This window comes from Colwellia sp. 20A7 (assembly GCF_009832865.1).
Taxonomy (GTDB): Bacteria; Pseudomonadota; Gammaproteobacteria; order Enterobacterales; family Alteromonadaceae; genus Colwellia.
Genome location: NZ_CP047130.1, coordinates 4,042,385 through 4,066,237, shown reverse-complemented (window position 1 = coordinate 4,066,237; position 23,853 = coordinate 4,042,385). Strand labels below are relative to the sequence as shown.

At 37.8% G+C, this 23,853-nt stretch carries 21 protein-coding genes; 8 read left to right on the top strand and 13 right to left on the bottom strand.

The window, feature by feature from the left end:
* The first annotated feature begins 28 nt into the window (after positions 1-28).
* Positions 29-1,588 carry a di-heme oxidoredictase family protein gene (locus tag GQS55_RS17480; protein ID WP_159822971.1) on the top strand — a complete coding sequence of 520 codons (1,560 nt, stop codon included), beginning with the start codon at positions 29-31 and terminating at the stop codon, positions 1,586-1,588.
* A gap of 96 nt (positions 1,589-1,684) precedes the next feature.
* On the opposite strand, the gene GQS55_RS17475 is transcribed toward GQS55_RS17480, so the two are convergent.
* Entirely contained in the window at positions 1,685-2,650 is a 966-nt protein-coding gene (locus tag GQS55_RS17475; RefSeq protein WP_159821697.1) for an NAD(P)-dependent oxidoreductase, read from the bottom strand.
* 71 nt (positions 2,651-2,721) lie between these two features.
* On the bottom strand, positions 2,722-3,210 hold the full coding sequence (locus tag GQS55_RS17470; protein WP_159821696.1) for a putative 4-hydroxy-4-methyl-2-oxoglutarate aldolase: 489 nt from the start codon (positions 3,208-3,210) through the stop codon (positions 2,722-2,724).
* 140 nt (positions 3,211-3,350) lie between these two features.
* On the opposite strand from GQS55_RS17470, the gene prmA reads away from it, so the two are divergent.
* Complete coding sequence (gene prmA, locus GQS55_RS17465; protein ID WP_159821695.1) at positions 3,351-4,232, top strand: 50S ribosomal protein L11 methyltransferase; 882 nt, start codon at positions 3,351-3,353, stop codon at positions 4,230-4,232.
* Between the two features lie 143 nt (positions 4,233-4,375).
* Here the strand turns inward: prmA and GQS55_RS17460 are convergent, their stop codons facing one another.
* The 4 genes from GQS55_RS17460 to GQS55_RS17445 form a co-directional block, all read right to left on the bottom strand.
* Positions 4,376-6,253 carry a GGDEF domain-containing protein gene (locus GQS55_RS17460; RefSeq protein ID WP_159821694.1) on the bottom strand — a complete coding sequence of 626 codons (1,878 nt, stop codon included), beginning with the start codon at positions 6,251-6,253 and terminating at the stop codon, positions 4,376-4,378.
* Positions 6,201-6,479: a hypothetical protein gene (locus tag GQS55_RS17455; RefSeq protein ID WP_159821693.1), complete on the bottom strand. Its 279-nt coding sequence runs from the start codon at positions 6,477-6,479 to the stop codon at positions 6,201-6,203. Before GQS55_RS17455 ends, GQS55_RS17460 begins: the two co-directional genes overlap by 53 nt.
* Before the next feature lie 56 nt (positions 6,480-6,535).
* Entirely contained in the window at positions 6,536-7,357 is an 822-nt protein-coding gene (locus GQS55_RS17450; RefSeq protein ID WP_159821692.1) for an SAM-dependent methyltransferase, read from the bottom strand.
* A 125-nt stretch (positions 7,358-7,482) separates the two neighbouring features.
* Positions 7,483-8,031 (bottom strand): GNAT family N-acetyltransferase, encoded by a 549-nt coding sequence (locus GQS55_RS17445; protein ID WP_159821691.1) that lies wholly within the window; start codon positions 8,029-8,031, stop codon positions 7,483-7,485.
* A 288-nt stretch (positions 8,032-8,319) separates the two neighbouring features.
* Here GQS55_RS17445 and dusB point away from each other — a divergent pair, with 288 nt between their 5' ends.
* The 5 genes from dusB to purD all read left to right on the top strand — a co-directional run bounded on the left by dusB (position 8,320) and on the right by purD (position 13,752).
* Complete coding sequence (gene dusB, locus GQS55_RS17440; RefSeq protein WP_159821690.1) at positions 8,320-9,342, top strand: tRNA dihydrouridine synthase DusB; 1,023 nt, start codon at positions 8,320-8,322, stop codon at positions 9,340-9,342.
* 43 nt (positions 9,343-9,385) lie between these two features.
* Positions 9,386-9,673, top strand: a complete 288-nt coding sequence (gene fis / locus GQS55_RS17435; RefSeq protein ID WP_114325692.1) for a DNA-binding transcriptional regulator Fis — start codon at positions 9,386-9,388, stop codon at positions 9,671-9,673.
* Between the two features lie 127 nt (positions 9,674-9,800).
* The gene (gene purH, locus GQS55_RS17430) at positions 9,801-11,417 is read left to right on the top strand and encodes a bifunctional phosphoribosylaminoimidazolecarboxamide formyltransferase/IMP cyclohydrolase (RefSeq protein ID WP_159821689.1); all 1,617 of its coding nucleotides are present in this window, start codon (positions 9,801-9,803) and stop codon (positions 11,415-11,417) included.
* A gap of 148 nt (positions 11,418-11,565) precedes the next feature.
* Positions 11,566-12,408, top strand: coding sequence for a class I SAM-dependent methyltransferase (locus GQS55_RS17425; protein WP_159821688.1), 843 nt, complete (start codon positions 11,566-11,568; stop codon positions 12,406-12,408).
* Between the two features lie 51 nt (positions 12,409-12,459).
* A complete protein-coding gene (gene purD, locus GQS55_RS17420) occupies positions 12,460-13,752 on the top strand; it encodes a phosphoribosylamine--glycine ligase (protein ID WP_159821687.1) in 1,293 nt (430 codons plus the stop codon).
* Positions 13,753-13,885: 133 nt separating this feature from the next.
* Here purD and GQS55_RS17415 read toward each other — a convergent pair whose 3' ends face one another.
* The 6 genes from GQS55_RS17415 to GQS55_RS17390 form a co-directional block, all read right to left on the bottom strand.
* Entirely contained in the window at positions 13,886-14,752 is an 867-nt protein-coding gene (locus GQS55_RS17415; protein WP_159821686.1) for a sugar phosphate isomerase/epimerase family protein, read from the bottom strand.
* Positions 14,753-14,820: 68 nt separating this feature from the next.
* On the bottom strand, positions 14,821-16,554 hold the full coding sequence (locus GQS55_RS17410) for a GMC oxidoreductase (protein ID WP_159821685.1): 1,734 nt from the start codon (positions 16,552-16,554) through the stop codon (positions 14,821-14,823).
* Between the two features lie 30 nt (positions 16,555-16,584).
* Positions 16,585-17,205: a gluconate 2-dehydrogenase subunit 3 family protein gene (locus GQS55_RS17405; RefSeq protein ID WP_159821684.1), complete on the bottom strand. Its 621-nt coding sequence runs from the start codon at positions 17,203-17,205 to the stop codon at positions 16,585-16,587.
* The gene (locus GQS55_RS17400; RefSeq protein WP_159821683.1) at positions 17,195-18,451 is read right to left on the bottom strand and encodes an MFS transporter; all 1,257 of its coding nucleotides are present in this window, start codon (positions 18,449-18,451) and stop codon (positions 17,195-17,197) included. The genes GQS55_RS17405 and GQS55_RS17400 overlap by 11 nt, the downstream gene beginning before the upstream one ends.
* A gap of 24 nt (positions 18,452-18,475) precedes the next feature.
* Positions 18,476-19,543 carry a sugar phosphate isomerase/epimerase family protein gene (locus GQS55_RS17395; protein WP_159821682.1) on the bottom strand — a complete coding sequence of 356 codons (1,068 nt, stop codon included), beginning with the start codon at positions 19,541-19,543 and terminating at the stop codon, positions 18,476-18,478.
* Between the two features lies 1 nt (position 19,544).
* Positions 19,545-20,720 (bottom strand): Gfo/Idh/MocA family protein, encoded by a 1,176-nt coding sequence (locus GQS55_RS17390; RefSeq protein WP_236559683.1) that lies wholly within the window; start codon positions 20,718-20,720, stop codon positions 19,545-19,547.
* A gap of 162 nt (positions 20,721-20,882) precedes the next feature.
* Between GQS55_RS17390 and GQS55_RS17385 the strand changes: the two genes are divergently transcribed.
* Positions 20,883-21,626 carry an AraC family transcriptional regulator gene (locus tag GQS55_RS17385; protein WP_159821681.1) on the top strand — a complete coding sequence of 248 codons (744 nt, stop codon included), beginning with the start codon at positions 20,883-20,885 and terminating at the stop codon, positions 21,624-21,626.
* Positions 21,627-21,734: 108 nt separating this feature from the next.
* Here the strand turns inward: GQS55_RS17385 and fusA are convergent, their stop codons facing one another.
* Positions 21,735-23,840, bottom strand: a complete 2,106-nt coding sequence (gene fusA / locus GQS55_RS17380) for an elongation factor G (RefSeq protein WP_159821680.1) — start codon at positions 23,838-23,840, stop codon at positions 21,735-21,737.
* Positions 23,841-23,853 lie beyond the last annotated feature (13 nt).

The window sequence follows — 23,853 nt, the reverse complement described above, 5'->3', positions numbered from 1 at the left end:
TCATCTAGTGCTCGCCATAACTAGTACAATGATTATGTTTGGTTGTAACTCCAGTAGCTCAGATGATACAACCAAAGAAGCCGAGCAACCACAAGCAGCCTATACTTTTGTAAGTTTATTAGGCGGTGATGCAACAGCGATTGATGCTAGCGATTCAGGGCATGGGTTTTCAACACCCATGCCAAATTTAACTTCTGAAGAGTTAGATAAGCATTTAACTGGTGACACACATTTTGAAACCGCCTTTACTACAGCACCGAATAATGAACACCCTGATTTAGACGGTTTAGGGCCAGTATTTAATAATCAAGATTGTAATTCATGTCATCAACGTGATGGACGCCCCTCTACTATTACCTTAGCTGCAGGAGAAAGTCGGGTATTATTGGGCTCTAATGCCGGAATATTTTTACGTATGAGTATTGATGATGGTGAATGTTTGGCGCCATCAGTAGAAAATAATTATTGTAAAAATGTAGGTGTTGATGGTTTTGGTACGCAATTATTCCATCGAGGTGTACTAAAGGCTCGGGATGATTGGCAAGAGAATCCTTTTATTGGTCAAGCTAATGTTTATCTTTCTTATGAATATTCAACGGTAACGTATGCTGATGGTGATACGGTAACCCTTAAAAAACCAGTGTTTTCAATTGAAAAACCTTATGATGTAGACGTTGAAAATTCGCTAAATAGCGCTATTTTGCAAGCGAATGTACGTTACAGCCCAAGAAATGGTATGCCTATATTTGGTTTAGGGTTACTTGAGCTGATTAGTGAGGCTGATATTTTAGCATTAGCCGATGAGAACGATTCTAATAATGACGGTATTACTGGTCGTCCTAATTGGGTTTTTGATCCGGTAAAAGCTAAAAACAATGATCCTATTCCCGTTTCATTAGGACGCTTTGGTTGGAAAGCAAGTACACCTAGTGTTCGAGTACAATCACTTGAAGCGTTACGTGGCGATATGGGGATAACTAACCCCTTATTCCCTGAAGAGAGTGTACTTAATACTCCGTTACACGATAGCTACCTTGCACGTACTGGGTTTGTTGACACAGGTACTGATGAGCAAGGAAATACCGAAGCAACTCAGCAGTTCTCAGATGAAGTGGTTTTTTATGCTGAAACGTTAGCGGTTCCAGCTAGGCGTAATATTAACGATGAGTCAGTGATTGCCGGTGCACAATTATTTACCCAAGTGAATTGTACTGGGTGTCATCAACCTGATTTTATTACGTCTACAGGCAAATTTTTTGTGGGTGGTTTAGCTGCGCCAGAGGTACTAAAAGGGCAACATATTTATCCATTTACCGATATGTTATTACATGACTTAGGCGAAGGACTCGCTGATAACCGTCGTGATTTTACCGCGAATGGTCAGGAATGGAAAACTCGGCCTTTGTGGGGAATCGGTTTAACTAAAACAGTGAACCCAGCGGCAGGGTTTTTACATGATGGTAGGGCTGGAGATGTTGAAGAAGCTATTCTATGGCACGGTGGTGAAGCCGAGCAAAGTAAAAATGCTTATATGGCTTTAGCGGAAGCTGATCGTCAATCATTAATCGATTTTGTTATGTCGTTGTAGTGCGTGGTAAAGAAAAATATTAGGTGAGGCTAGCTCACCTAATATTACTTAGTTCACTTAATACTACTTAGTTCACCTAATACAAGAAGGATTGGGTTATTCGCCACTTATTATTACTTGAGTGGCTATATCGCTGTCCGCTAATGCGGCATTCTTAGGTAATACTTCATTGCCGTTTAGTAAGTAAATAACTTTTTGGCCTTGTGCGGCTAACTCAATAGCATGTTGATAATTAATCAATATACTCGAGCTGATAGTTTGTAAAAACTTTTCAGCATCACGTCGTACATATTCAATTAATTCATTATTAACATCTTCATCATAGAAAACAGCATCGGCAAATTGCATCGCTCGATGGGCATTTAGCGTTAAGTTATCAGGGTTACCGTTCTTTGTATGAATAAAAATGATTTCACCGCTAGGCGGCGCTATTTCTTGTTTTATACTGGCAATTAACTGTTGTTCTGCTTTTTGTTGATCACCGTCAAGTACAGCTTGTCCTATAGGCCCTTTAAGAATACTTTCCCAAAAACTGCGCCTATTACGTAATCCTTTAACGCGTGCTTTGACATGATCACGAAACTTATATGAAAAATCGGCAAGTTTTCCATAGCCTTGAGGAAGTGTTTTTTCAATTTGCTCTCTTAACATACGTACGAGAATCGGTGAGCTGCCAGAACTTGATAGCGCAATAAGCATTGGGCTTCTGTCAATGATAGCTGGCGTAATATAGGTACATAATTCAGGTTGGTCTACTACATTCGTCAATATATTAAGAGGTATTGCTTCTTTAGATATCGCTTCATTAATAAGGGCATTATCGGTGGCAGCAATCACTAAATTAATATTCGTTAAATGCCCCTGCTCATAATTATGTGCTAGCCAAGTTAATTGGTGAAGATTGATCAAGCGTTCAATGCTAACGCATACAGTTTCGCTCATTATAGTGATATGAGTCGTTGCTTTTAATAGTAATTCAATTTTACGGGTAGCCACTTCTCCACCGCCAACCACCATAGCGGATATATTTTTTGCATCGAGGAAAACAGGAAAATATTTCATTACATAACTTAGTACAAAGACATTATTAACTTAATTGGCTTAACTTTATCATAAGCCTGTAATGAAAATCTTTACTCGTCTATGGTTAATCGATTTTTACTAATGGCTAAACCATTTAAATCGCCGTAAATAAAGTCGCCAGCCTTGAAGTGTAAATTGGCAAAGGTGATATCAACATTAATATCGCCAACACCTAACTTTTCTGTTTTTATTGGGTTACAGCCTAGCGCTTTCACGCCAATAGGTAATGTAGAAATAGTACCAGCATCACGAATACAGCCATTGATCACAATAGCTTGCCAACCATTCTCAACCGCTTTTTCTGCTAACATATCACCTAATAAAGCGTTGGTAGTGCTAGCTTTACCATCAACTACCATGACTTTACCTGTGCCATCGGTGGCAACTAATTCTTTTACTTTTGAATTATCGTTAAAGCAAGATACAGTGACAATTTCACCTGAAAAAATAACGTTACCACCGTAATCATTAAATACTGGCTCAGCTAGTTGTAATTGTTCAGGATAAAGGTCGAATAAATCAGGGAGTAAATCTAACATTATATTTTACGTATTAAATGAATTTGTTCCTACTCTAGCATCAATGAATGATAAACTATCATTACGAACATGTATGATCAGAATAAACAATGTTCATAAATAACCACAATCAATTTAATTAACTTCATCGGAAAAATGACATGCCTTGGATACAACTTAGATTAAGCGCTAATGAAGAAACTGCAGAAAAGTATAGTGATTGGTTAGTAGCCTGTGGCTCACAAGCAGTTACTTTTATTGACGCTAAAGACACACCTATTTATGAACCTTTACCTGGTGATGAAGTGCTTTATTGGTCTAACACTGTTGTTATGGGCTTGTTTGATGCGAGTCATGATATGGACAACGTGATTAGTTATTTACAAGGTATTCATCCTGATAAAAAGCAAATGAAATACAAGTTAGAGCAATTAGAAGATAAAGACTGGGAGCGTGAGTGGATGGATAACTTCCACCCAATGAAGTTTGGTAAGCGCTTATGGGTTTGTCCAAGCTGGCGTGATGTGCCAGAGCCAGATGCGGTCAATGTTATGCTTGACCCAGGGTTAGCTTTTGGTACAGGCACACATCCTACGACAGCACTTTGCTTAACATGGCTTGACGGTTTAGACCTTCAAGATAAAACGGTAGTCGATTTTGGTTGTGGTTCGGGTATATTGTCATTAGCCGCACTAAAGCTGGGTGCTAAGAAAGTTATTGGTATTGATATTGATCCACAGGCATTACAGGCAAGCCTTGCTAATGCGAAACGTAATAATGTAGATGACAGATTAGAACTTTATCTTCCAAAAGATCAGCCTATTTTTAAAGCCGATGTAGTTGTTGCTAATATATTAGCAGGACCACTGCGTGAGTTAGCGCCTACTATTATGGACTATGTTGGTGATAAAGGTTTACTAGCATTGTCTGGTGTATTAGAAGAGCAAGCGCAAACACTACAAGATATCTACGGTCAATGGTGTGATATGGAGCCTGTAACTATACAAGAAGAGTGGGTTCGTCTTAATGGCCAACGTAAATAGCTTACAAGATAGGTAGTAGATAGATATTTTTGCTGTAGTTCAAGCTAGCTCTTAAAGCACTAGCTTGAACTAAGCGTTAGTGCTTTATTTATAATGAGTCTGTTATCTTTACTACTATTATAATGAGTTCAAAATATAATGAATTAAAAAGCATTTCGTGAAGAATCGAGCTCGGTCGAATTTTTTTCTTTTTTCTCTTCTTTTTGTGTTTTAGCTTGAAATATCGTGACTTGATTTCTTCCAGCATATTTAGATGAATAGGCGGCGCTATCAGCATCAGCCAAAATCTTATCTAAATCATAACCACTGGTTTTAGTGTCAGTAACACCAAAACTTGCGGTGATATTAAAATCAAAACCAGATTCTTTCGTGTTAATGTTAGCAATCGCTTGTCGGTATGTTTCAGCACGTTGATAAGCCGAGTCTTTATCGCAACTCGTTAATAATATACAAAACTCTTCACCGCCTAATCGGGCAAAAATATCATTTTGACGACCAATAGCTTTACAAGCATGAATAACATTTTTTAATGCCCAGTCACCGCAAGCGTGGCCATAGTCATCATTAACCTTTTTAAAGTAATCTAAATCAAACATGATGATACTTAATTCTTGACCAGCACTTTTACAATAGTCTAATGCAGCGTTAGCAATTTGAGAAAAATGGCCACGGTTATATATACCAGTAAGGTGATCATATTCGGCTAACTGCTTAATACGTTTATGTGCTTGTAATAATCGAGAACCCCAAAGTAATAGTATTGAGATTACTATGATTAATATCAGGAGAATAAAACGTGTATTTTCTGCATTGGCTTTGATTAAGGCTTGTTCTGCAATTAATAAATCATTCTGTTGATTTAATAACGCGATTTGATTTTTTTGCTCTAGTTCTTTGTGTACCGCTAGTTGAAAAGCTAAGTGTTTTGCTTTAGTTTCATTAATATATGCTTTATCTAATTCAGCGTAAATTTCATGATATTTAAGGGCAATTTCTTCATGTTTACTACGTTTTTTTGCCATTTTATACAATAGATTATAAGCAGATACCACTGACTGGTTTGTTTTGATATTTTTCCCAATTGTGACGGCGTCTAAAGCAAACTCTTCGGCTTTCTCTAAATTTCCTAAGATCCAATAAGATTCGGCTAGTAAACTATAAAACTTAACAATAAGTATAGGATATTTAGTTGCGTTTACTTGTGATAAGTGAGGAGCTAATAATTTTATAGCATTATCTGGTTTATTATTTATTAGGTCAAATCTTGCTCGATAAGAGCGAATGAGATTTACTACAATAGCTTCAGTCTCACAGAGCTCTAGTGCATTATTAATCTCGTCATTATTATTTTGTAATTTTTCTAAGTGTAGTTTTGATTCAATAATTATTGCAGCAGCCAAGCAACTTGTTCTTTTGGATTGTTTATGAGTAGAAAGTTGTTCAGCATATTTTAAACCTAAAGCATACTGACCTAGTTGGTTATAAAAAACAGCAGCCACGGTAATACCGTTCATCTGTGTTTCATGTGGCTCTATTTCAGGAAGTTCTTTCAGTAATATTGATAAATGTAACAAACCTTCTGCCCAATTTTGTGTAAAAGCATATGTATTTATTATCGATATTCTTGCTCTGAACTTAATTTCAGCACTTGCATTCGAGGTAAGTAGTTGCTTATAAGTAACTATGGAGTTATCTAGTTGTCCTAAGATAGATTGTTGGTATGCAGTAAGGTAAGTTAGATGGTATTTTTGGTTTACAGATAAAGAGTCTTTATTTTTTTTGAGTTTATTGATTATTATTTGAAACTTACTAGGATCACTAGTTCGTATACTATCGGCAATATTAAGTTGCTCATTTATGTTTAAAATATCATTACTATAAACTTTATCACTATATGAGAGATATAAAAATAGACATAAACATAAGATATTTAGTCCATTTTTTATTATGGGGAATGAAGCCAATGGATTAAAAATTAATGACAGATATATTTTTTTCTGTATTTTTATCTTGCTCTTCATCTTCTTCTTGCTCTGCTGGTTCATCATCTTTAGGTTGAACAAAAATACAAACTATATCAGGGCAAACATCTAACTTACGTTCAAGTGAAATGATATCTTTGTTTAGAATTGCTGTTGCAATGAGTTTATCTACATTATTACTGACTAGCAGTTGTTCAATTTCTTTTGGTTTTTGTATGCTAGCATCACTTGCTATTTGTACTAAGGTTTCAATTATAGTAGACAAAGACATTCTCCATTTTTTATTATTTTGAAATTCACAAGGATTAGATTGGCATAAGTTTATACCACTAGTTTAAACTTAGATCTATGCTTACTTTGTCTTTTTTGTTTATCTAATTTGGCTAATTGGTCTAATATTTGTTGGTTTGCCTGTAATTTTTTACTGGGTAGTATCACTAAAGTAGTGTGCATAAATATTTCGGCATCCACTAAATCAACTAATGCTATACGTTCAGCCCGCATAGTATCTATTGGTAAGACTTTAGCTTGGTATAGAATCACCTGATGATCTATAGGGTATGTTTCTAATAATAAATTTACTAGCACTTGTCTATATGCTTTACCCGTAGAAAACTTTGTCAGTGATTGATCACCTGCAAGTCCTACTTGCCAGAGTACTAGGAGGGCTGTAGGGTCAATGTTACGCTTGTAAAACATAAATTGACTCGTTTCAAAGTTAATACAACCTGTTTTTCCTGGGTCAATATTTAAATCAGCATACAGGCAATCTTCTGCTGATATTCCTGCTTCCATATGTGCAGGGTAACTTTCTTTAATGGCTTTTTTAATCGCTCTATGACCAACACAAGAAAATACACCAGGGTGTCCATAAAAAGAACAAACAACTTTTTTACCTAGCCTAACTTCAGCTAATATAACTTCAACCATTTCATTGTAGGTAATATTGCGATTCTTGCCTTCCTTATAGCAATATTGAAGACTTCGAACATCATGATGCATTTCTTCAATCCAACGTTCAGTGATACCTGTAGACATGAGAGAAAAAACTACATCAGCTTGCTCAATATGACTTTGGGCTATTGGCGTAATATGTGCACCTAACATCATGCCCGTGCCGACACAAACTAAACTGCCTGACATTTTAATTACCTTTATTGTTGATAGTAGTATTTAATAAAATAATATAATTTGTATTGTGATAGCTATTAAAGTATCAGATATCTTTATTTTCACAATTAATATTCTAGTTTTACCTGAGATAAATTTTATAATATCTTTTTAATAAAAGATTCTTCCCATTGATTTTTATTGAGACATTGATAAGCATTATGACCATTTTCAGGTTGCAGGGTGATGTCATAATTAAAACCTAGCTTTTTAATAAAGCGTTTAGTCGCTAAATTTTTTGTGGCATAAAAGGCACGGATGGTTTTAATCGATATGTATTGAAAAGCATATTCAATCAATGCTCCCATTGCCTCTTCAGGAAAACACTTACCATGTGCTTTTAATGCTAAGATTATACCAATATCAGCATTGTTCAGAGGATTAACTTGAGATGTTATTCTAGTTAGCCCTTGTATTCCAAGTGGCTCATTTTTTTTTAAACAAACAATCGTCCATGTCATAACTTTAGGCTTATTTTTTTTAGTTTCTTCTATCGTCCTTTCAAAGTTTTTTTCAGCTTCAATGCTAGTTAATGGTGTGCCAATATGTCGCATTATTCTCGGATCACTATAAAGACTAATGTAAAACGCCTTATCGCTTTCTGCTAACGGTCGTATTAATAAACGTTCAGTCGTAAAACTTTGCATTTTTTATTTTCCTGTCTATAGATGTTATTTATTTTTATTTACAAAATTAACCGTGTTTTTTTAAAAATAGCAAGATGCACAGGTGATTTTTAACGCGAAACCTGTTAGTACATTGTACCGGGAATTGTACAGGAAGTGCTCACTTTAATAGTTTGGCAAAAGTCAATATTAAAAAGGCAAATAAAAGCTAATTTTGTTCAAATTATATGCTTTTCAATTCAATAAAAAACACGTAAACTTAGCGCCCTTTTGTAATGGTGCTTAAAAAATAGTCAGCGTGGTAATGGTTTGAAAATCGGCTCGTATCAATTTGACAGTAATGTTTTTCTTGCGCCTATGGCAGGTATTACGGACCAACCTTTTCGAGAATTGTGTTGTCGATTAGGCGCAGGTTTGGCCGTATCAGAAATGATATCGTCGAATCCTAAGGTATGGAATACCGAGAAATCTAAACTAAGAATGATTCATAGTAAAGAGGCTGGCATTCGTAGTGTACAAATTGCCGGTAGCTGTCCTGATGAATTAGCCTTTGCTGCTCAGATTAATGCTGAAAATGGTGCTCAGATCATTGACATTAATATGGGATGCCCAGCAAAAAAGGTAAACAAAAAATTAGCGGGTTCTGCTTTGTTAAGAGAGCCAGCACAGGTCGAACAAATTGTTAAGTCTGTGGTGAATTCGGTAAATATTCCGGTTACGTTAAAAATTCGCACTGGCTGGTGTGAAAACAGTCGTAATGGCATTGAAATAGCTAAAATTGCTGAAGATAATGGTATTGCTTCGCTTGCAGTGCATGGTCGAACTCGCAATGACTTTTATAAAGGTTATGCGGAATACGACACCATAAAAGCAATTAAACAAGCTGTTTCAATTCCTGTTGTAGCTAACGGCGATATAACCTCGGTAGAAAAAGCTGAGCATGTATTAAGCTATACTGGAGCCGATGCTATTATGATCGGTCGAGGTGCCCAAGGGAGACCTTGGATTTTTCGAGAAATTAATCATTTTTTGAAAACTGGAACTCAGATGGCTGCACCTTCAGTAAATGAGGTGAGTTCAATACTACTTGAACATGTTAAAGAGTTACATCAGTTTTACGGTGACTTTATGGGCGTGAGAATCGCGCGTAAGCACGTGTCTTGGTATATCCATTCATTTGCCTTATTGGGTGATGCATTGGGTGATGATTTTTCTGCAAAATTTGCAGGAGATCAAGGCAAAATTTTTAGATCTACTTTTAATGGTTTATCGTCTACAAGTGAACAACTTGAAACGTTAAACCTTTGTTTTGATCAACTTGTTCAGCGATGAACAGTGGGTCGTTAATTTTTATTAATAGAAAGAGTTGTACATTATGTTCGAACAAAATATTTCTTCTCCGTTTATCACTGGTGATATTCAAACGCAAACTAAAACGTCTCCTTTACGTACGCAAGCTAAAATAGCGATCAATAACTACCTAAAGCAATTAAATGGTAATGATGTTGACGATATGTACGACCTTGTACTTAGTGAGATTGAAGCACCAATGCTAGAAGAAGTAATGATGTATACACGCGGTAATCAAACAAGAGCTGCAAATTTACTGGGTATCAATCGTGGTACTTTACGTAAAAAATTAAAAAAATACGGAATGAACTAGACCGATATTTTTATTGAAAGCACCTTCGGGTGCTTTTATTGTTTTTAAACTCATTTAAATTTTCATGTGATTTGACAAGTTAGTAATAAACTAGCAGTAAATTACAACTAAAAAGGTAAATACATCGATGGATACTCCTCGTCCAATTAAGCGCGCATTATTAAGTGTTTCAGATAAATCAGGTATTGTTGAATTTGCACGGCGTCTAAGTGAGAAGGGTGTTGATCTTCTTTCTACTGGCGGTACAGCAAAATTATTAGCTGACAATGGCATTCCAGTGACAGAAGTTTCTGATTACACGGGTCACCCTGAAATTATGGATGGTCGTGTGAAAACATTACATCCTAAAGTGCATGGCGGTATTTTAGCGCGTCGTGGCATGGATGAAGCGGTAATGGCTGAGAATAATATTAATGCTATTGATATGGTAGTTGTTAATTTATATCCTTTTGCTAATGCTGTTAGTGATGAAAATTGTTCTTTAGAAAATGCAATTGAAAACATTGATATCGGTGGCCCAACAATGGTTCGTGCAGCGGCAAAAAACCATAAAGATGTCACGATTGTTGTTAATGCCAGTGATTATGATCGTGTATTAGCTGAATTAGACAGTAACAATGATTCATTGACCTATAAAACACGTTTTGATCTAGCGATTGCAGCATACGAGCACACAGCTAGTTATGATGGCATGATTGCGAATTACTTTGGTAAAATGTTACCAGCGTACGGTGAAGCTAAGTCAGAAGGTTCTTCAGACAATACTTTACCTAACGAAAAAGTGAAATTTCCACGTACTTTTAATAGCCAATTTATTAAAACTCAAGATTTACGTTACGGAGAAAACTCACATCAAGATGCTGCTTTTTATAAAGAAGCTAACCCAGAAGAAGCGTCAGTTTCTACTGCGGTTCAACTTCAAGGTAAAGCATTATCATACAACAACATCGCTGATACTGATGCGGCCTTAGAATGTGTTAAAGAATTCGAAGAGCCAGCTTGTGTAATCGTGAAACATGCTAATCCATGTGGTGTAGCCATTGGTGATGATATTTTAGCGGCTTATGAAGGCGCTTATAAAACAGACCCTACCTCAGCATTTGGCGGCATCATTGCATTTAACCGTGAATTAGATGCAGCTACAGCCGAAGCTATTGTGTCTCGTCAATTTGTTGAAGTAATTATTGCACCAAGTGTATCTGAAGAAGCAGCTAAAGTTGTTGCGACTAAAGCAAACTTACGTTTATTAGCTTGTGGTCAATGGGGTGCTAAAACTACTGGATTTGATTTCAAACGCGTTAACGGTGGTTTATTAGTGCAAGATACCGACCAAGGTCGTGTTTCAAAAGACGATCTTAAAGTTGTGACTAAACGTCAACCTACTGAAGACGAGATGCGTGATTTACAATTTTGTTGGAAAGTAGCAAAATTTGTAAAATCTAACGCAATTGTTTACGTTAAAAATAGTGAAACTATTGGTGTTGGTGCCGGTCAAATGAGCCGTGTTTATTCAGCTAAAGTTGCTGGTATTAAAGCTGCTGATGAAAACTTAGAAGTTAAAGGCTCTGTAATGGCTTCAGATGCATTCTTTCCATTCCGTGATGGTTTAGATGCTGCAGCAGAAGCTGGTATTACAGCCGTAATTCAGCCAGGTGGCTCTATGCGTGATGACGAAGTTATTGCCGCAGCAGATGAACATAATATTGCTATGGTGTTTACTGGCATGCGTCACTTCCGCCACTAAGATAGATATTAGTTCCAAAAAATTAAGCAGTGTTGATTTATTTACTTACAATGAAAATTGCTATAAATATAATCACCGCTGCTTGTTTATTTAAAATCTGCTATAACTAGTGTTCTTTTAGTAACTTAAAACAGTTAATGGAAATATTATGACTCATTTAAAAAGCTTTAAATCTTTACTTTGTTCAACAGTAATCACTGCAACATTAGGCTTAAGCGCACTCGCTAGTTCAAATCTTTATGCCCATGCCAATCATGATCATAACAGCTCTGCACTTGAGCAAGCTGTGTCAGGTGAGCATCGTTCAGCTAGTAATAAAGCGCGTGATGAATATCGTCATCCAATCGAAACATTGAAGTTTTTTGGTTTTGCACCAGAAATGACAGTGGTCGAACTTACTCCAGGTGGTGGTTGGTACACTGAAATTTTAGCGCCAGCTCTAAAAGAGTCGGGTAAATATTATGGTGCTCATTATCCTGATACAGGCGAAGATAATTATTATTCTAAGTCACGTAAAGCATTAGAGAAAAAAATTGCCTCAAATGATATTTATAGTGAAGTAGTATTAACGGATTTTGTTCCTCGTAAAGCAAGTGAAATAGCCCCAGAAGGCACTGCTGATATTGTGTTAACTTTTCGTAACTTACATAACTGGAAAGCTGAAGGTGTAGAGCAAGTGTTTAAAGACGCTTACAAGGCACTTAAGTCTGGTGGTGTACTTGGTGTTGTTGAGCATCGTTTACCAGCAGGTGTTGCCCCTGAAAAAGCAGCGGGTTATGTTTCAGAAGCAACTACTATTAAGCAAGCTAAAGCAGCAGGTTTTCGTTTTGCTGGCGCAAGTGAAATAAATGCTAACCCGAAGGATATGGCTCAGCATCCAAAAGGTGTGTGGACTTTACCACCGTCATTACGTTTAGGCGAAACTGATAAAGAGAAATATTTGGCGATTGGCGAAAGCGATCGTATGACCTTAAAGTTTGTTAAACCTTAATATTACTATGTTAGCGACTTTAAAAAGCAAAATAAAGAATAGGAAAAACACATGAAAGTTTTAGTTATAGGATCAGGTGGTCGTGAGCATGCATTGGCATGGAAAGCGGCACAATCTAATCAAGTTACTAAAGTATTTGTTGCTCCAGGAAATGCTGGTACTGCAACTGAAGACAAATTAGAAAATGTTGATCTTGATGTTAGTGATAACGCCGCTTTGGTTGCTTTTGCACAAAGTGAAGGTGTGGCATTAACTATTGTTGGTCCAGAGCAACCGTTAGTTGATGGTGTTGTTGATGCATTTCAAGCACAAGGTTTAGCTATATTTGGTCCAAGCGCGAAAGCGGCACAACTTGAAGGTTCAAAATCATTCACTAAAGACTTTTTAGCGCGTAATAACATTCCTTCTGGCAGTTATGCTAACTTTACTGAAGTTGAGCCTGCGCTTGCGTATGTGCGTGAGCAAGGCGCACCTATTGTGGTTAAAGCCGATGGCTTAGCGGCAGGTAAGGGCGTTATTGTTGCGCTTACACTAAAAGAAGCAGAAGATGCCATTGAAGATATGTTGGCAGGTAACGCATTTGGCGATGCTGGGCACCGTGTGGTTATCGAAGAGTTTCTTGAAGGCGAAGAAGCAAGCTTCATTGTTATGGTTGATGGTAAAAATGTTTTACCAATGGCAACAAGTCAAGATCATAAACGTGCATTAAATGGTGATTTAGGTCCAAATACTGGTGGTATGGGCGCTTATTCTCCTGCACCAGTAGTAACGCCTGAAATTCATAACCGCATCATGGCTGAAGTTATTATGCCTACTGTTGAAGGTATGGCGAATGAAGGCGCACCTTACAGTGGTTTCTTATATGCTGGCTTAATGATTGCAGAAGATGGTACTCCTAACGTTATTGAATATAATTGTCGTTTTGGTGATCCAGAAACACAACCAATTATGATGCGTTTACAGTCAGATATTGTTGAACTTTGTTTAGCTGCTACACGTGGTGAATTAGATAAAGCAACCATTGCTTTTGATAGTCGCGCTGCAGTTGGTGTTGTGCTTGCTGCAAGTGGTTATCCTGCAAGTTATCCTAAAGGTGATGTAATTTCAGGTCTTGAAATCAATACGAATGCCTCTGCAAAAACATTTCATGCTGGTACTAAGTTAAATGATAAAGGTGAAGTAACAACTAATGGCGGTCGTGTACTCTGTGCTACTGCTTTAGGGAATACCGTTACTGAAGCTCAACAATTAGCGTATGAGTTACTACATCAGATTTCATGGCAAGGTGTAGAGTTTAGAACAGATATCGCTTACCGCGCAATTGCACGTGAGCAAAATGGTTAAACGGATGCTTTGTTACTAGCAAACGTTTGATTGAAAAAGGGCTGGTCACCACAGTGTTTATCTGTAGCGACCAGCCCTTTTTTATTGTGCTTATAGAATTAACAATACAAAAGTATTTTTAGCAAGCTAAAAACTAGAGTTGTTGTAATATTCTATCTAAACCTTTTTTAGATTGCTCGACTGCTTGTAGTGGAGTTAAACCGTTAGGGTATTCTTCTTGTTCTACCACTATCCATAAAGTACCACCAACAGACATATTTGCTTTAGTTAGGTTAATCCAGTCAATGGTATCTTGACCAATAATAGGTAATTTACCTACGGTACCTTCAGGTAAACGTACTTTGTAATGCGTGGTTAATGTGCGCTCAGGGTAGCGTTTAACATACTCAATTGGGTCTTTTCCTGCATAAGTAGTCCAACCAACATCTTGTTGTAAAATAACCTCTGGTGAGGTATTTGTCGCTAAATAATCCCAGTAGGTTGAATTGTTGTACTCATTAAACTCTTTTTCATGGTTATGAAAACCTACTTTCATCCCCAGTGGAGCAAGTTTTTTTGCTAAAAGGTTTAATTGAGCAACAACCGCTTTGATGCCCTCTGGATGCCATGCTCGCTCGTCCCAAGGTATGATTAAAAACTCTATGCCTGCGGTTTTATAAAATTCAGTGGTTTTGTTGAAGTTTTCATCATTAAGCTGTTCAAAGTCCATGTGTGCACCACTTCCTTGTATGCCCATAGATGACAAGTAAACTTTTAATCCTTTTGGATCATCTTTAAAGGGGCCAAAATCACCGGCAAACTCTACTCCTTGAAAGCCTAGTTTCACTATGTGTTCAATGGTTCCTGTAAAGTCATTTTTAAGTTCATCTTTTACCGACCATAGCTGCACGCTTATCTTAGGTAAAACAGGCGATATAACTTCTTCTTGTTGAGGTTTCTGAGCGCAGCCACTGGCCGATAGTATCAGTAAACTCATTACAATAGCGCTTATAAATTTCATATGGTTTTTACTCTCTCAGTATTTTTTGTTTGGTTACTTGTTTGGTTGTTGGTTATAAAACAGTGTTATCAAATACGTTTGTTGTTCATTTCTTTTACTGCGTAATCGACAGCACGAACGGTTAATGCCATAAATGTTAATGACGGATTAGCAACCCCAGATGAACAAAAACTGGCACCATCAGTAACAAATAAGTTCGGAATATCATGTGTTTGGTTATAAGTATTTAAAACAGATTCTGTTGGGTTAAGCCCCATTCTGGCAGTTCCCACTTCATGAATGGCTAAGCCAGGAGCGTTTTTATCATAAGAGGTATAACGAGTAACATTTTTTACGCCTCCTTTTATTAGCATTTCTTGTGCTGTTTGCGCAGCATCGTCCATCATCAATTTTTCATTATCAGACCACTGACAATTAATATGCAGTTGTGGCATGCCCCATTTGTCTTTTTTACTTGGGTGTAGTGACACTTGGTTTTCATAACGAGGTAGCATTTCACCTTGGGCATGTAAACCAAACTGCCAGCTCCCTGTTTGTGTTAATTGTTGTTTAAAGTCAGCGCCAATGCCTGATTGATGGCGAGCGCTGCGCCAATCACTTCGGCTTGCGCCGCCCGACAAGGCATAGCCGCGTTTATAGTCTTTCTTATATAGTGAGGGCTTAAATTGAAAGTTGGGTATGTAAGGTGCTGTTGGGCGACGGCCAGAATAATACTCATCTTCATAGCCTTCTATTTGCCCCGTTGCACCAGCATTGTAAACATGGTCCATCAAGTAGTGGCCCAATACCCCGGAGCTATTAGCAATACCACGTGGGAATTTTTTCGATATAGAGTTAAGCATAATTTGCGTTGAGCCAAGTGTTGATGCACACAAAAAGATTACTTTGGCAAAGTACTCACGCGTGGTTAAGTTGTCATTGTCGATAACCCTAACGCCTTTTACTCGATTAGTTTTTTCATCGTATATCAAACTTTGAACAACACTATTGGCTGCAATGTGTAAATTATTGGTTTTTGCAGCTGCAGGCAATGTAGAGCTTTGTGTTGAAAAGTAGGCACCAAATGAACAACCTTTTTGGCATTCATTTCTAGCTTGGCATTGCACACGACCTTGAGATACATGTAGTTTTGATGGTTTGGTTAAATGGGCAGCTCTACCCATTATCATAGGCCTGTTAGGGTACAGCTTAGCGAATTTGTTTTTTAAATCGAATTCTGGTTTCATCCATTCAAAAGGGGGTAAAAACTCACTGTTGGGTAACTGAGATAAATTATCATAATTACCGCTGATACCAGCATGCTGCTCTACATGGCTATACCATGGAGCTAAATCTTTATAGCGTAGTGGCCAATCATTACCATAACCGTCGGCTTTATTGGCATTAAAGTCATGGTCACTAAAGCGATAAGATTGGCGATGCCATAATAGCGACTTTCCGCCTAATTGGTTGGCTCTGATCCAACTAAAACCTGTACCAGCCTCTGTTGAGTAAGGTAGTTCTTGGTCATTACCAAAAAAATGTTTTGTTGCATCGTTAAAAGCATAGCATTTTTTTTGCACGTTATATTGCTGCTCAACTAATAAATTGTCGACCTTAGTACGATTAGCAAACTCCCAAGGGCCTTTGTTTTCACTAGTATAATCTTTTCTATGTTCAACAATACGGCCACGCTCTATCATTAAGGTTTTTAATCCTCGCTCACAAAGCTCTTTTGCCGCCCAACCACCTGAAACACCAGAGCCAATGACTAAGGCGTCATACTCTTCATTACTTTCATTGATATATATATTTTTTTTCATAAATTACTTCTTTACTTCTTATTACACGCGTTAATAAAAAGCTAAAGACCCCCATGATTTTTTCAATGTTGAATAAGGTACTGAGCCTTTAAAACCACCCGGAATGGCTTGGTAATTTAGCGCTTGAGTAGCGCCAACCTCAGTCGTAAAGTAACCAAAAATTAAGAGTGATTTTAAGGCACTAAATTGTTTTTTATCTTGAGCGCTAAAACCTAACGCTTGTGACTCTAAAGCAACTAAGAGTGCAGTTTGTTGCTCAGATGAAATATGATTAAAACCTTTAGCGTAATTTGTTTTACTTTGCTGATTTATTTTATCAACAAGGTTTATTGCCTGTGTTTGTTGGGTATTTGAATAACAAGCAGACAATTGATGGTCTAAAAAGCCGTGAACATCTAATTCAGCTGCGCTAGGGGTGTCTGTTTTAGGTAAAACGGTGGCACAAATATCATGTAATATTTGCATTTGTGGTTTTGAAAACACTTTGCCTGCTTTTAAAGCACTGTCTGGCTGAGCTTCATAATTAAAAGCGTTCGCTAAGGCATTGGTGCTAGTAAGCTGTGATACAGCAACACCGCCTATTAAGGCCGTTAAACCACGTAAAAATTGCCTTTTACTCTCTAGGTGAATATTTTGTTTGTTACTTTTCACAAGACACTTCCTTTTTTGGGTTTTCTGTTGCTAGACTTGGCGCTGCTGGGCTTTGTTTACGCATATAAAAGACTAATACTGTAAAGGCAAAAATCAAAACAAAAGGGAAAACACTTAAGTTGGCCAAAGTTGCTTGCCCAGCCGCCAACTCAGCTAATTCAAGCGAGCTATTTTCGGCTAAGGCTTGCTGGCGAGCAGTATCAATCCAGCCACCAATCACAGGGTTCCACATACTTACGGAAAACATACCAATACCACCGAGTATCGACATACCTAAAGCACCAGACTTAGGGATGTTTTCAGCGATAAAACCGATCATGGTTGGCCAAAAATAGGTCGCACCTAGGGCGAATAATAGGGCAGAGACATAAATCATATTGCCAGTTGCCACACTCATGCTATAAATACCTATAGTAGTAACAATAGCAGAATAAAGTAACACGCCAGCAGGATTAAACTTGTGAATCATTGGGCCTGCAAAATAGCGACCAACCGCCATCACACCGGTGACCATAGCCATGATAAGCATAGGAGATGCGCCAGAAGAGCCTAAAATACGCTCAATCCACTGTTGTGTGCCTAACTCGCTGACCGCAGTTAACGTCATACAAAAAGCGATAAACAAAAAGAGTGGTGAAAATAATGCTTTAATATTTTTGCTGGTGGAGGTTTCAATATTGCTGGTCTGAGGGAATTTTTGCGTGAAAATTAAGTAACCATAAATAACCGCTGGCACTAGCATAATGGCTATTTGCGCTTGCCAGTCAAAACTCATATCAGTCATTGTTTTTGACACTAATGCACCAATAACAATGCCACCAGGGAACCATACATGGAATCGGTTTAACATGGTGGTTTTATTTTTATGGTACATATCTGCGATTAATGGGTTACAACCGGCTTCGACTGAGCCATTGGCAAAGCCGATACAAAAACTAGAAATTAATAACGACCAAAAGCCCACTGCATTCATTGTTAAAAGTAAGCCAACGATATGGCCAACAAAAGCAAGTAAAACTAGCTTTTTGGCGCCAAGAATATTATATAATAAACCACCAAACATAGTAGCCACGGGGAAGCCCAAAAAGGCCATGGCGTTTATCCAACCCAGCTCTGTGTCAGACAGGGCAAAATCTTGACTGAGCTGACCTAAAATACCAGCCCTAATCGCAAAAGTCATCGCTGTCACTGTTAATGCTAAACAACAGGCAATAAACAACTTATTTTTATTAATATTTGTTGACATATTTCGTCACTTATTTGTAGTTTGTTATAATCCTAAAATATCTCGATTCAAGTTGGCGTCTTCACCACTAGCTGCAAAATCATCAAAGGCATGTTCAGGTGTTCTAATTAAGTGTTTAGCAATAAATGGCGCGCCTTCTTTTGCACCATCTTCTGGGTGTTTCAAGCAACACTCCCATTCAAGTACTGCCCAACCATCATAACCATACTGTGTTAATTTACTAAAAATCTGTTTAAAATCTATTTGACCATCCCCTAACGATCGAAAACGACCTGGTCTATTCTGCCAATCTTGATAACCGCCATAAACACCGCTTCTTCCATTGGGCCTAAATTCAGCATCTTTAACATGAAAGGCTTTAATTTTTTCATGATAAATATCGATAAAAGCTAAATAATCTAATTGTTGAAGTACAAAGTGACTTGGATCGTACAGTATATTTGCCCGTTGATGATTCCCTGTTGCTTCAAGGAAGCGCTCAAAAGTAACGCCATCATGTAGATCTTCACCGGGATGTAATTCATAGCAGACATCAACACCTGCATCTTCGAACTTATCTAGAATAGGCAACCATCGTTGTGCTAATTCTTTAAAACCATCTTCTACTAAGCCCGCAGGGCGTTGTGGCCAAGGATAAAAGGTTTGCCATAATAATGCGCCAGAAAATGTGGCATGGGCTTTTAACCCTAATTTTGCACTCACTTTTGCGGCCATGCCTACTTGTTCAATTGCCCAGGCTGTTCTAGCTTGCGGGTTATTTTTCACTTCATCAATGGCAAAATTGTCAAACTGTTTATTATAGGTTGGATGAACCGCAACTAATTGTCCTTGAAGGTGGGTTGATAATTCACTAATTGATAAACCTGCGTCAGTCACAATACCATTAATTTCTTCGCAGTAACTTTCACTTTGATAAGCTAATTCTAAATTAAATAGTCGCTTATCCCATGTAGGGATCTGTACAGCTTTATAGCCCATTCCTGCTACCCACTGACAAATATCGGCGAGATTATTAAAGGGCGCTGTATCTTGGCAAAATTGAGCGAGAAAAATACCTGGACCTTTGATTTGTGATTTAAAAATAGGTTCCATATTATTTAACTTCCATTGGTTGAGTATTCAATGATAATGCTTGCCACTTCTCATTTGATTGATTGGATTGCACAACGTTTTCGATAAATGCCATACCTCTAATTGCATCTTCAATACTTGGCACATCAAATTCTTGATTAGAGCAATCTACACCATTTTTATGTGCGCGGATTTGCTTGACAAAATTAAGATATATATTAGCAAAAGCTTCTAAATAACCCTCTGGATGACCTGCTGGAGTACGTGTGGCTTGTTGGGCCGCTTCACACATTTCACCAACGCCTGTTCGAATTAATTGAGTGGGCTCATTATTTGACTTTAAAAGTAGGGTGTTTGGCTCTAGTTGCGACCATTCCATACTTTTTTTATCACCATAGATACGTAGCTTTAAATTATTTTCATCACCTACTGCTATTTGGCTTGCGAATAGTAGACCTTTCGCGCCATTAGAAAATTTCACTATGACAGTACCGTCATCATCTAATGCTCTGCCAATGATAGAAGAGGTGAGATCAGCGCATAAATGCGTGATTTGTATACCTGATACATATTCAGCTAAGTTAGCAGCATGAACACCTATATCACCCATGCAGCAACTGACACCCGACTTTTTAGGATCTAAACGCCAGCTAGCTTGCTTACTATTTTCATCGCTTTTTGAGGCAAGCCAACCTTGTGAGTATTCAACGACAATCTTGACAATATTACCTAATTCACCTTGTTTGATAAGGTGTTTAGCTTGCTTAACTAGGGGGTAGCCATTGTAGGTATGGGTTAGTCCATAAAGCACATCATGTTTTGCTAGTATTGATTCTAGGGTTAACACTTCTGATAAGTTTAACGTTGCGGGCTTGTCTGACATTACATGGAAACCACGCTCAATAGCAGCTTTGGCTATTGGAAAATGTAAATGGTTTGGTGTAACTATCGCGACAAATTCCATACGCTCATTTACAGGTAATAATGCCTCAGCGGTGAACATATCTTCATAGTTGGCGTAGCATCGCTCTTCAGGTAAATAAAGTGCTGCACCAGAGTCTATCGAACGTTGTGGGTCGGAACTAAAGGCGCCACAAACTAATTCTATCTGGCCATCAAGGGAAGCAGCCATACGATGAATTGCACCAATAAATGCACCTTGACCACCGCCAACCATTCCCATACGGACTTTTTTCATCAATTTATACCTAACTAATCGCTACAATGGATTTACTATATAGAGCGAACAGAAGAGGGTGTTATTAAAAATTCGGTGAACAATGCAATAAATTCGGCGTTTAGTTTTTGTTTTGAAAGTTTTCATGTTAGTTTTACCCTTCATAAAATGAGAATATAAATAATGATTATTGAACAGCATTCAACGTCTTTTCTTGAGCATATCGGCGTTAAGCAGTTAGTTAATATGTTTGATTTATTGTCTAGTGATCTTTTTTGGATTAAAGATAGAAATCATATCTTTATTCATGCTAATCAGGCCTTGATAGAACACCTTAATGCAAAAAGTTTGGACAGTATTCTGGGGAAAACTGACTTTGATTTTTCACCTGCTCATCTCGCTAAGCAATTTTTTCGTGATGATGACAAGATTATAGCGGGCGAACAAGTGACTGAACGATTAGAAATGAATATGAATCATGACGGTGATATTGCTTGGTACACTACATCAAAAAGGCCCATTTTCGACGGTATTAATAATATTGTAGGTTCGTATGGCATAACTCGACATCTACAAAAACAAGCCATTGCATTTTCTGGTGTTGATGCTATTAAAGAGCCGATAGACTATATTAGAAAAAATTATCAAACTCATTTTAGTATTGAACAATTAGCCAGCGTCGCTCATTTGTCAGTGAGCGCATTGGAACGAAGGTTTAAAAAGTATTTAGCGAAAACGCCTAAGCAATTAATTAATGAAATTAGGTTAGAAAACTCTCGTAGACTACTTGTAGAAACTAATATGCCAATTGCGGAAGTAGGTGATGCTACAGGTTTCACCGATCATAGTTATTTCAGTAAACAGTTTCGCCTTTTTTTTGGTGAGCTGCCTTCTGAGTTTAGAAAGAATCATCGTAAAAACGCTTAACTTTGGGGGATTCCGTATTAAGTGACTAATCACTATCGGTTAATAAACACCAGACAATAAAAAAGGATGCCGAAGCATCCTTTATTTAAATAATTAAAACTTAATTATTTATTTTCTTGCTGCGTCTTTAGCGGCTTTCGCTGCTTTAACTTCAGCAATAACTTCTTCAGCTACGTTGTTAGGACAAGGCATGTAGTGAGAGAATTCCATAGAGAATTGACCACGACCTGATGTCATTGTACGTAACGATCCGATATAACCGAACATCTCTGAAAGAGGTACGTCAGCTTTAATGCGAACACCAGTAACACCAGCTTCTTGGCCACCGATCATACCACGACGACGGTTTAAATCACCAATAACATCACCAACGTGATCATCAGGAGTAAACACATCAACAGACATGATAGGTTCAATTAATTGAGCACCCGCTTTTGGAATTGATTGACGGAAAGCGCCACGAGCAGCAAGTTCAAATGCAACAGCAGATGAATCGACCGCATGGAAGCCACCATCGTATAATTCAATTTCAACATCTAGTACAGGGAAACCAGCAAGTACACCAGTTTCCATCATGCCTTTAAAGCCTTTCTCGATTGCAGGAAAGAATTCTTTAGGTACGTTACCACCAACAACTACTGAGTTGAAAACGAAACCAGAACCAGGTTCGCCAGGCTTAATACGGTAATCGATTTTACCGAATTGACCAGAACCACCAGATTGTTTCTTATGCGTGTAAGAATCTTCAATTTCTGAAGTAATTGTTTCACGGTAGGCAACTTGTGGCTTACCAACTTCTAATTCAACACCGTAACTACGTTTTAGAATATCTACTTTGATATCTAAGTGAAGCTCACCCATACCAGATAAGATTGTTTCACCTGAATCAATATCAGTTTCAACACAGAATGTAGGATCTTCTGCAACCATTTTACCGATAGCAAGACCCATTTTCTCAGTTGAACCTTTATCTTTTGGTGTTACAGAGATAGAGATTACTGGTTTAGGGAAAACCATCGCTTCTAGAATGATTGGGTGCTTAGGATCACATAATGTGTGGCCTGTTTGCACGTTACTCTTCATACCAACAATCGCGATGATATCACCGGCTTGCGCAGAGGTAAGTTCGTTACGGTCATCAGCCTGCATTTCACACATACGGCCAACACGCTCAGTTTTACCTGTAGCAGCGTTAAGTATGGTATCGCCTTTCTTCAATGTACCTGAGTAGATGCGTACGAAAGTTAATGTACCAAAACGGTCATCAGTAATTTTGAATGCTAATGCTTTGAATGTTTCATCTGCAGAAACAATTGCGTATTCACCATTTGCATTACCTTCTTCATCTGTAAGCGGTTGTGGGTCAACATCTGTAGGTGAAGGTAAGTAATCAACAACAGCATCAAGTAATAATTGCATGCCTTTGTTTTTGAATGCAGAACCACAATACGTTGGGAAGAACATGATTTCACGAGTACCTTTACGGATACACGCTTTAATTTGTTCTTCAGTCGGTGTAAGTTCACCTTCCAAGTAATCCATTAATAAATCTTCATCTGCTTCTAAAGCAGTTTCGATTAATTGCTCACGGTACATAGCTGCATCATCAACCATGTCAGCTGGAATGTCTTCAATTGTGTAGTTTTCTGGAAGACCAGTGTCATCCCAGATGTAAGCTTTTTGCGTTAAAACGTCGACAACACCAACGAAATCATCTTCTTCACCAATTGGTAAAGTCATGATAAGTGGGTGAGCGCCTAGTACTTTTTTAACTTGATCAGTTACACGGTAAAAGTTAGCACCTAAACGGTCTAATTTATTTACGAAGATTAAACGAGATACTTTAGAGTCGTTCGCATAACGCCAGTTAGTTTCTGATTGTGGTTCAACACCACCAGAACCACAGAATACACCTACACCACCATCAAGTACTTTAAGTGAACGGTAAACTTCAACTGTGAAATCAACGTGACCAGGAGTGTCAATTACGTTAAAACGGTGATCTTTCCAAAAACAGCTTACTGCAGCAGACTGGATAGTAATACCGCGCTCAGCTTCTTGTTCCATGAAATCAGTAGTTGACTCACCGTCATGTACTTCACCAGTTTTATGGATCTGACCTGTTAATTTAAGGATACGTTCAGTTGTTGTGGTTTTACCCGCATCAACGTGAGCGAAGATACCAATGTTTCTGTATTTAGATAAATCTGCCATTGCTTTACTCTAT

Coding starts and splice junctions, on each gene's coding strand:
- GQS55_RS17450 (WP_159821692.1), bottom strand. CDS start 7,357: ATGTCAGGCAGTTTAGTTTGTGTCGGCACGGGCATGATGTTAGGTGCA.
- GQS55_RS17395 (WP_159821682.1), bottom strand. CDS start 19,543: ATGGAACCTATTTTTAAATCACAAATCAAAGGTCCAGGTATTTTTCTC.
- purD (WP_159821687.1), top strand. CDS start 12,460: ATGAAAGTTTTAGTTATAGGATCAGGTGGTCGTGAGCATGCATTGGCA.
- prmA (WP_159821695.1), top strand. CDS start 3,351: ATGCCTTGGATACAACTTAGATTAAGCGCTAATGAAGAAACTGCAGAA.
- GQS55_RS17400 (WP_159821683.1), bottom strand. CDS start 18,451: ATGTCAACAAATATTAATAAAAATAAGTTGTTTATTGCCTGTTGTTTA.
- GQS55_RS17445 (WP_159821691.1), bottom strand. CDS start 8,031: ATGCAAAGTTTTACGACTGAACGTTTATTAATACGACCGTTAGCAGAA.
- GQS55_RS17470 (WP_159821696.1), bottom strand. CDS start 3,210: ATGTTAGATTTACTCCCTGATTTATTCGACCTTTATCCTGAACAATTA.
- GQS55_RS17385 (WP_159821681.1), top strand. CDS start 20,883: ATGATTATTGAACAGCATTCAACGTCTTTTCTTGAGCATATCGGCGTT.
- GQS55_RS17415 (WP_159821686.1), bottom strand. CDS start 14,752: ATGAAATTTATAAGCGCTATTGTAATGAGTTTACTGATACTATCGGCC.
- GQS55_RS17475 (WP_159821697.1), bottom strand. CDS start 2,650: ATGAAATATTTTCCTGTTTTCCTCGATGCAAAAAATATATCCGCTATG.
- GQS55_RS17390 (WP_236559683.1), bottom strand. CDS start 20,720: ATGAAAAAAGTCCGTATGGGAATGGTTGGCGGTGGTCAAGGTGCATTT.
- GQS55_RS17410 (WP_159821685.1), bottom strand. CDS start 16,554: ATGAAAAAAAATATATATATCAATGAAAGTAATGAAGAGTATGACGCC.
- purH (WP_159821689.1), top strand. CDS start 9,801: ATGGATACTCCTCGTCCAATTAAGCGCGCATTATTAAGTGTTTCAGAT.
- fis (WP_114325692.1), top strand. CDS start 9,386: ATGTTCGAACAAAATATTTCTTCTCCGTTTATCACTGGTGATATTCAA.
- GQS55_RS17460 (WP_159821694.1), bottom strand. CDS start 6,253: ATGAAGAGCAAGATAAAAATACAGAAAAAAATATATCTGTCATTAATT.
- GQS55_RS17425 (WP_159821688.1), top strand. CDS start 11,566: ATGACTCATTTAAAAAGCTTTAAATCTTTACTTTGTTCAACAGTAATC.
- fusA (WP_159821680.1), bottom strand. CDS start 23,840: ATGGCAGATTTATCTAAATACAGAAACATTGGTATCTTCGCTCACGTT.
- GQS55_RS17480 (WP_159822971.1), top strand. CDS start 29: ATGATTATGTTTGGTTGTAACTCCAGTAGCTCAGATGATACAACCAAA.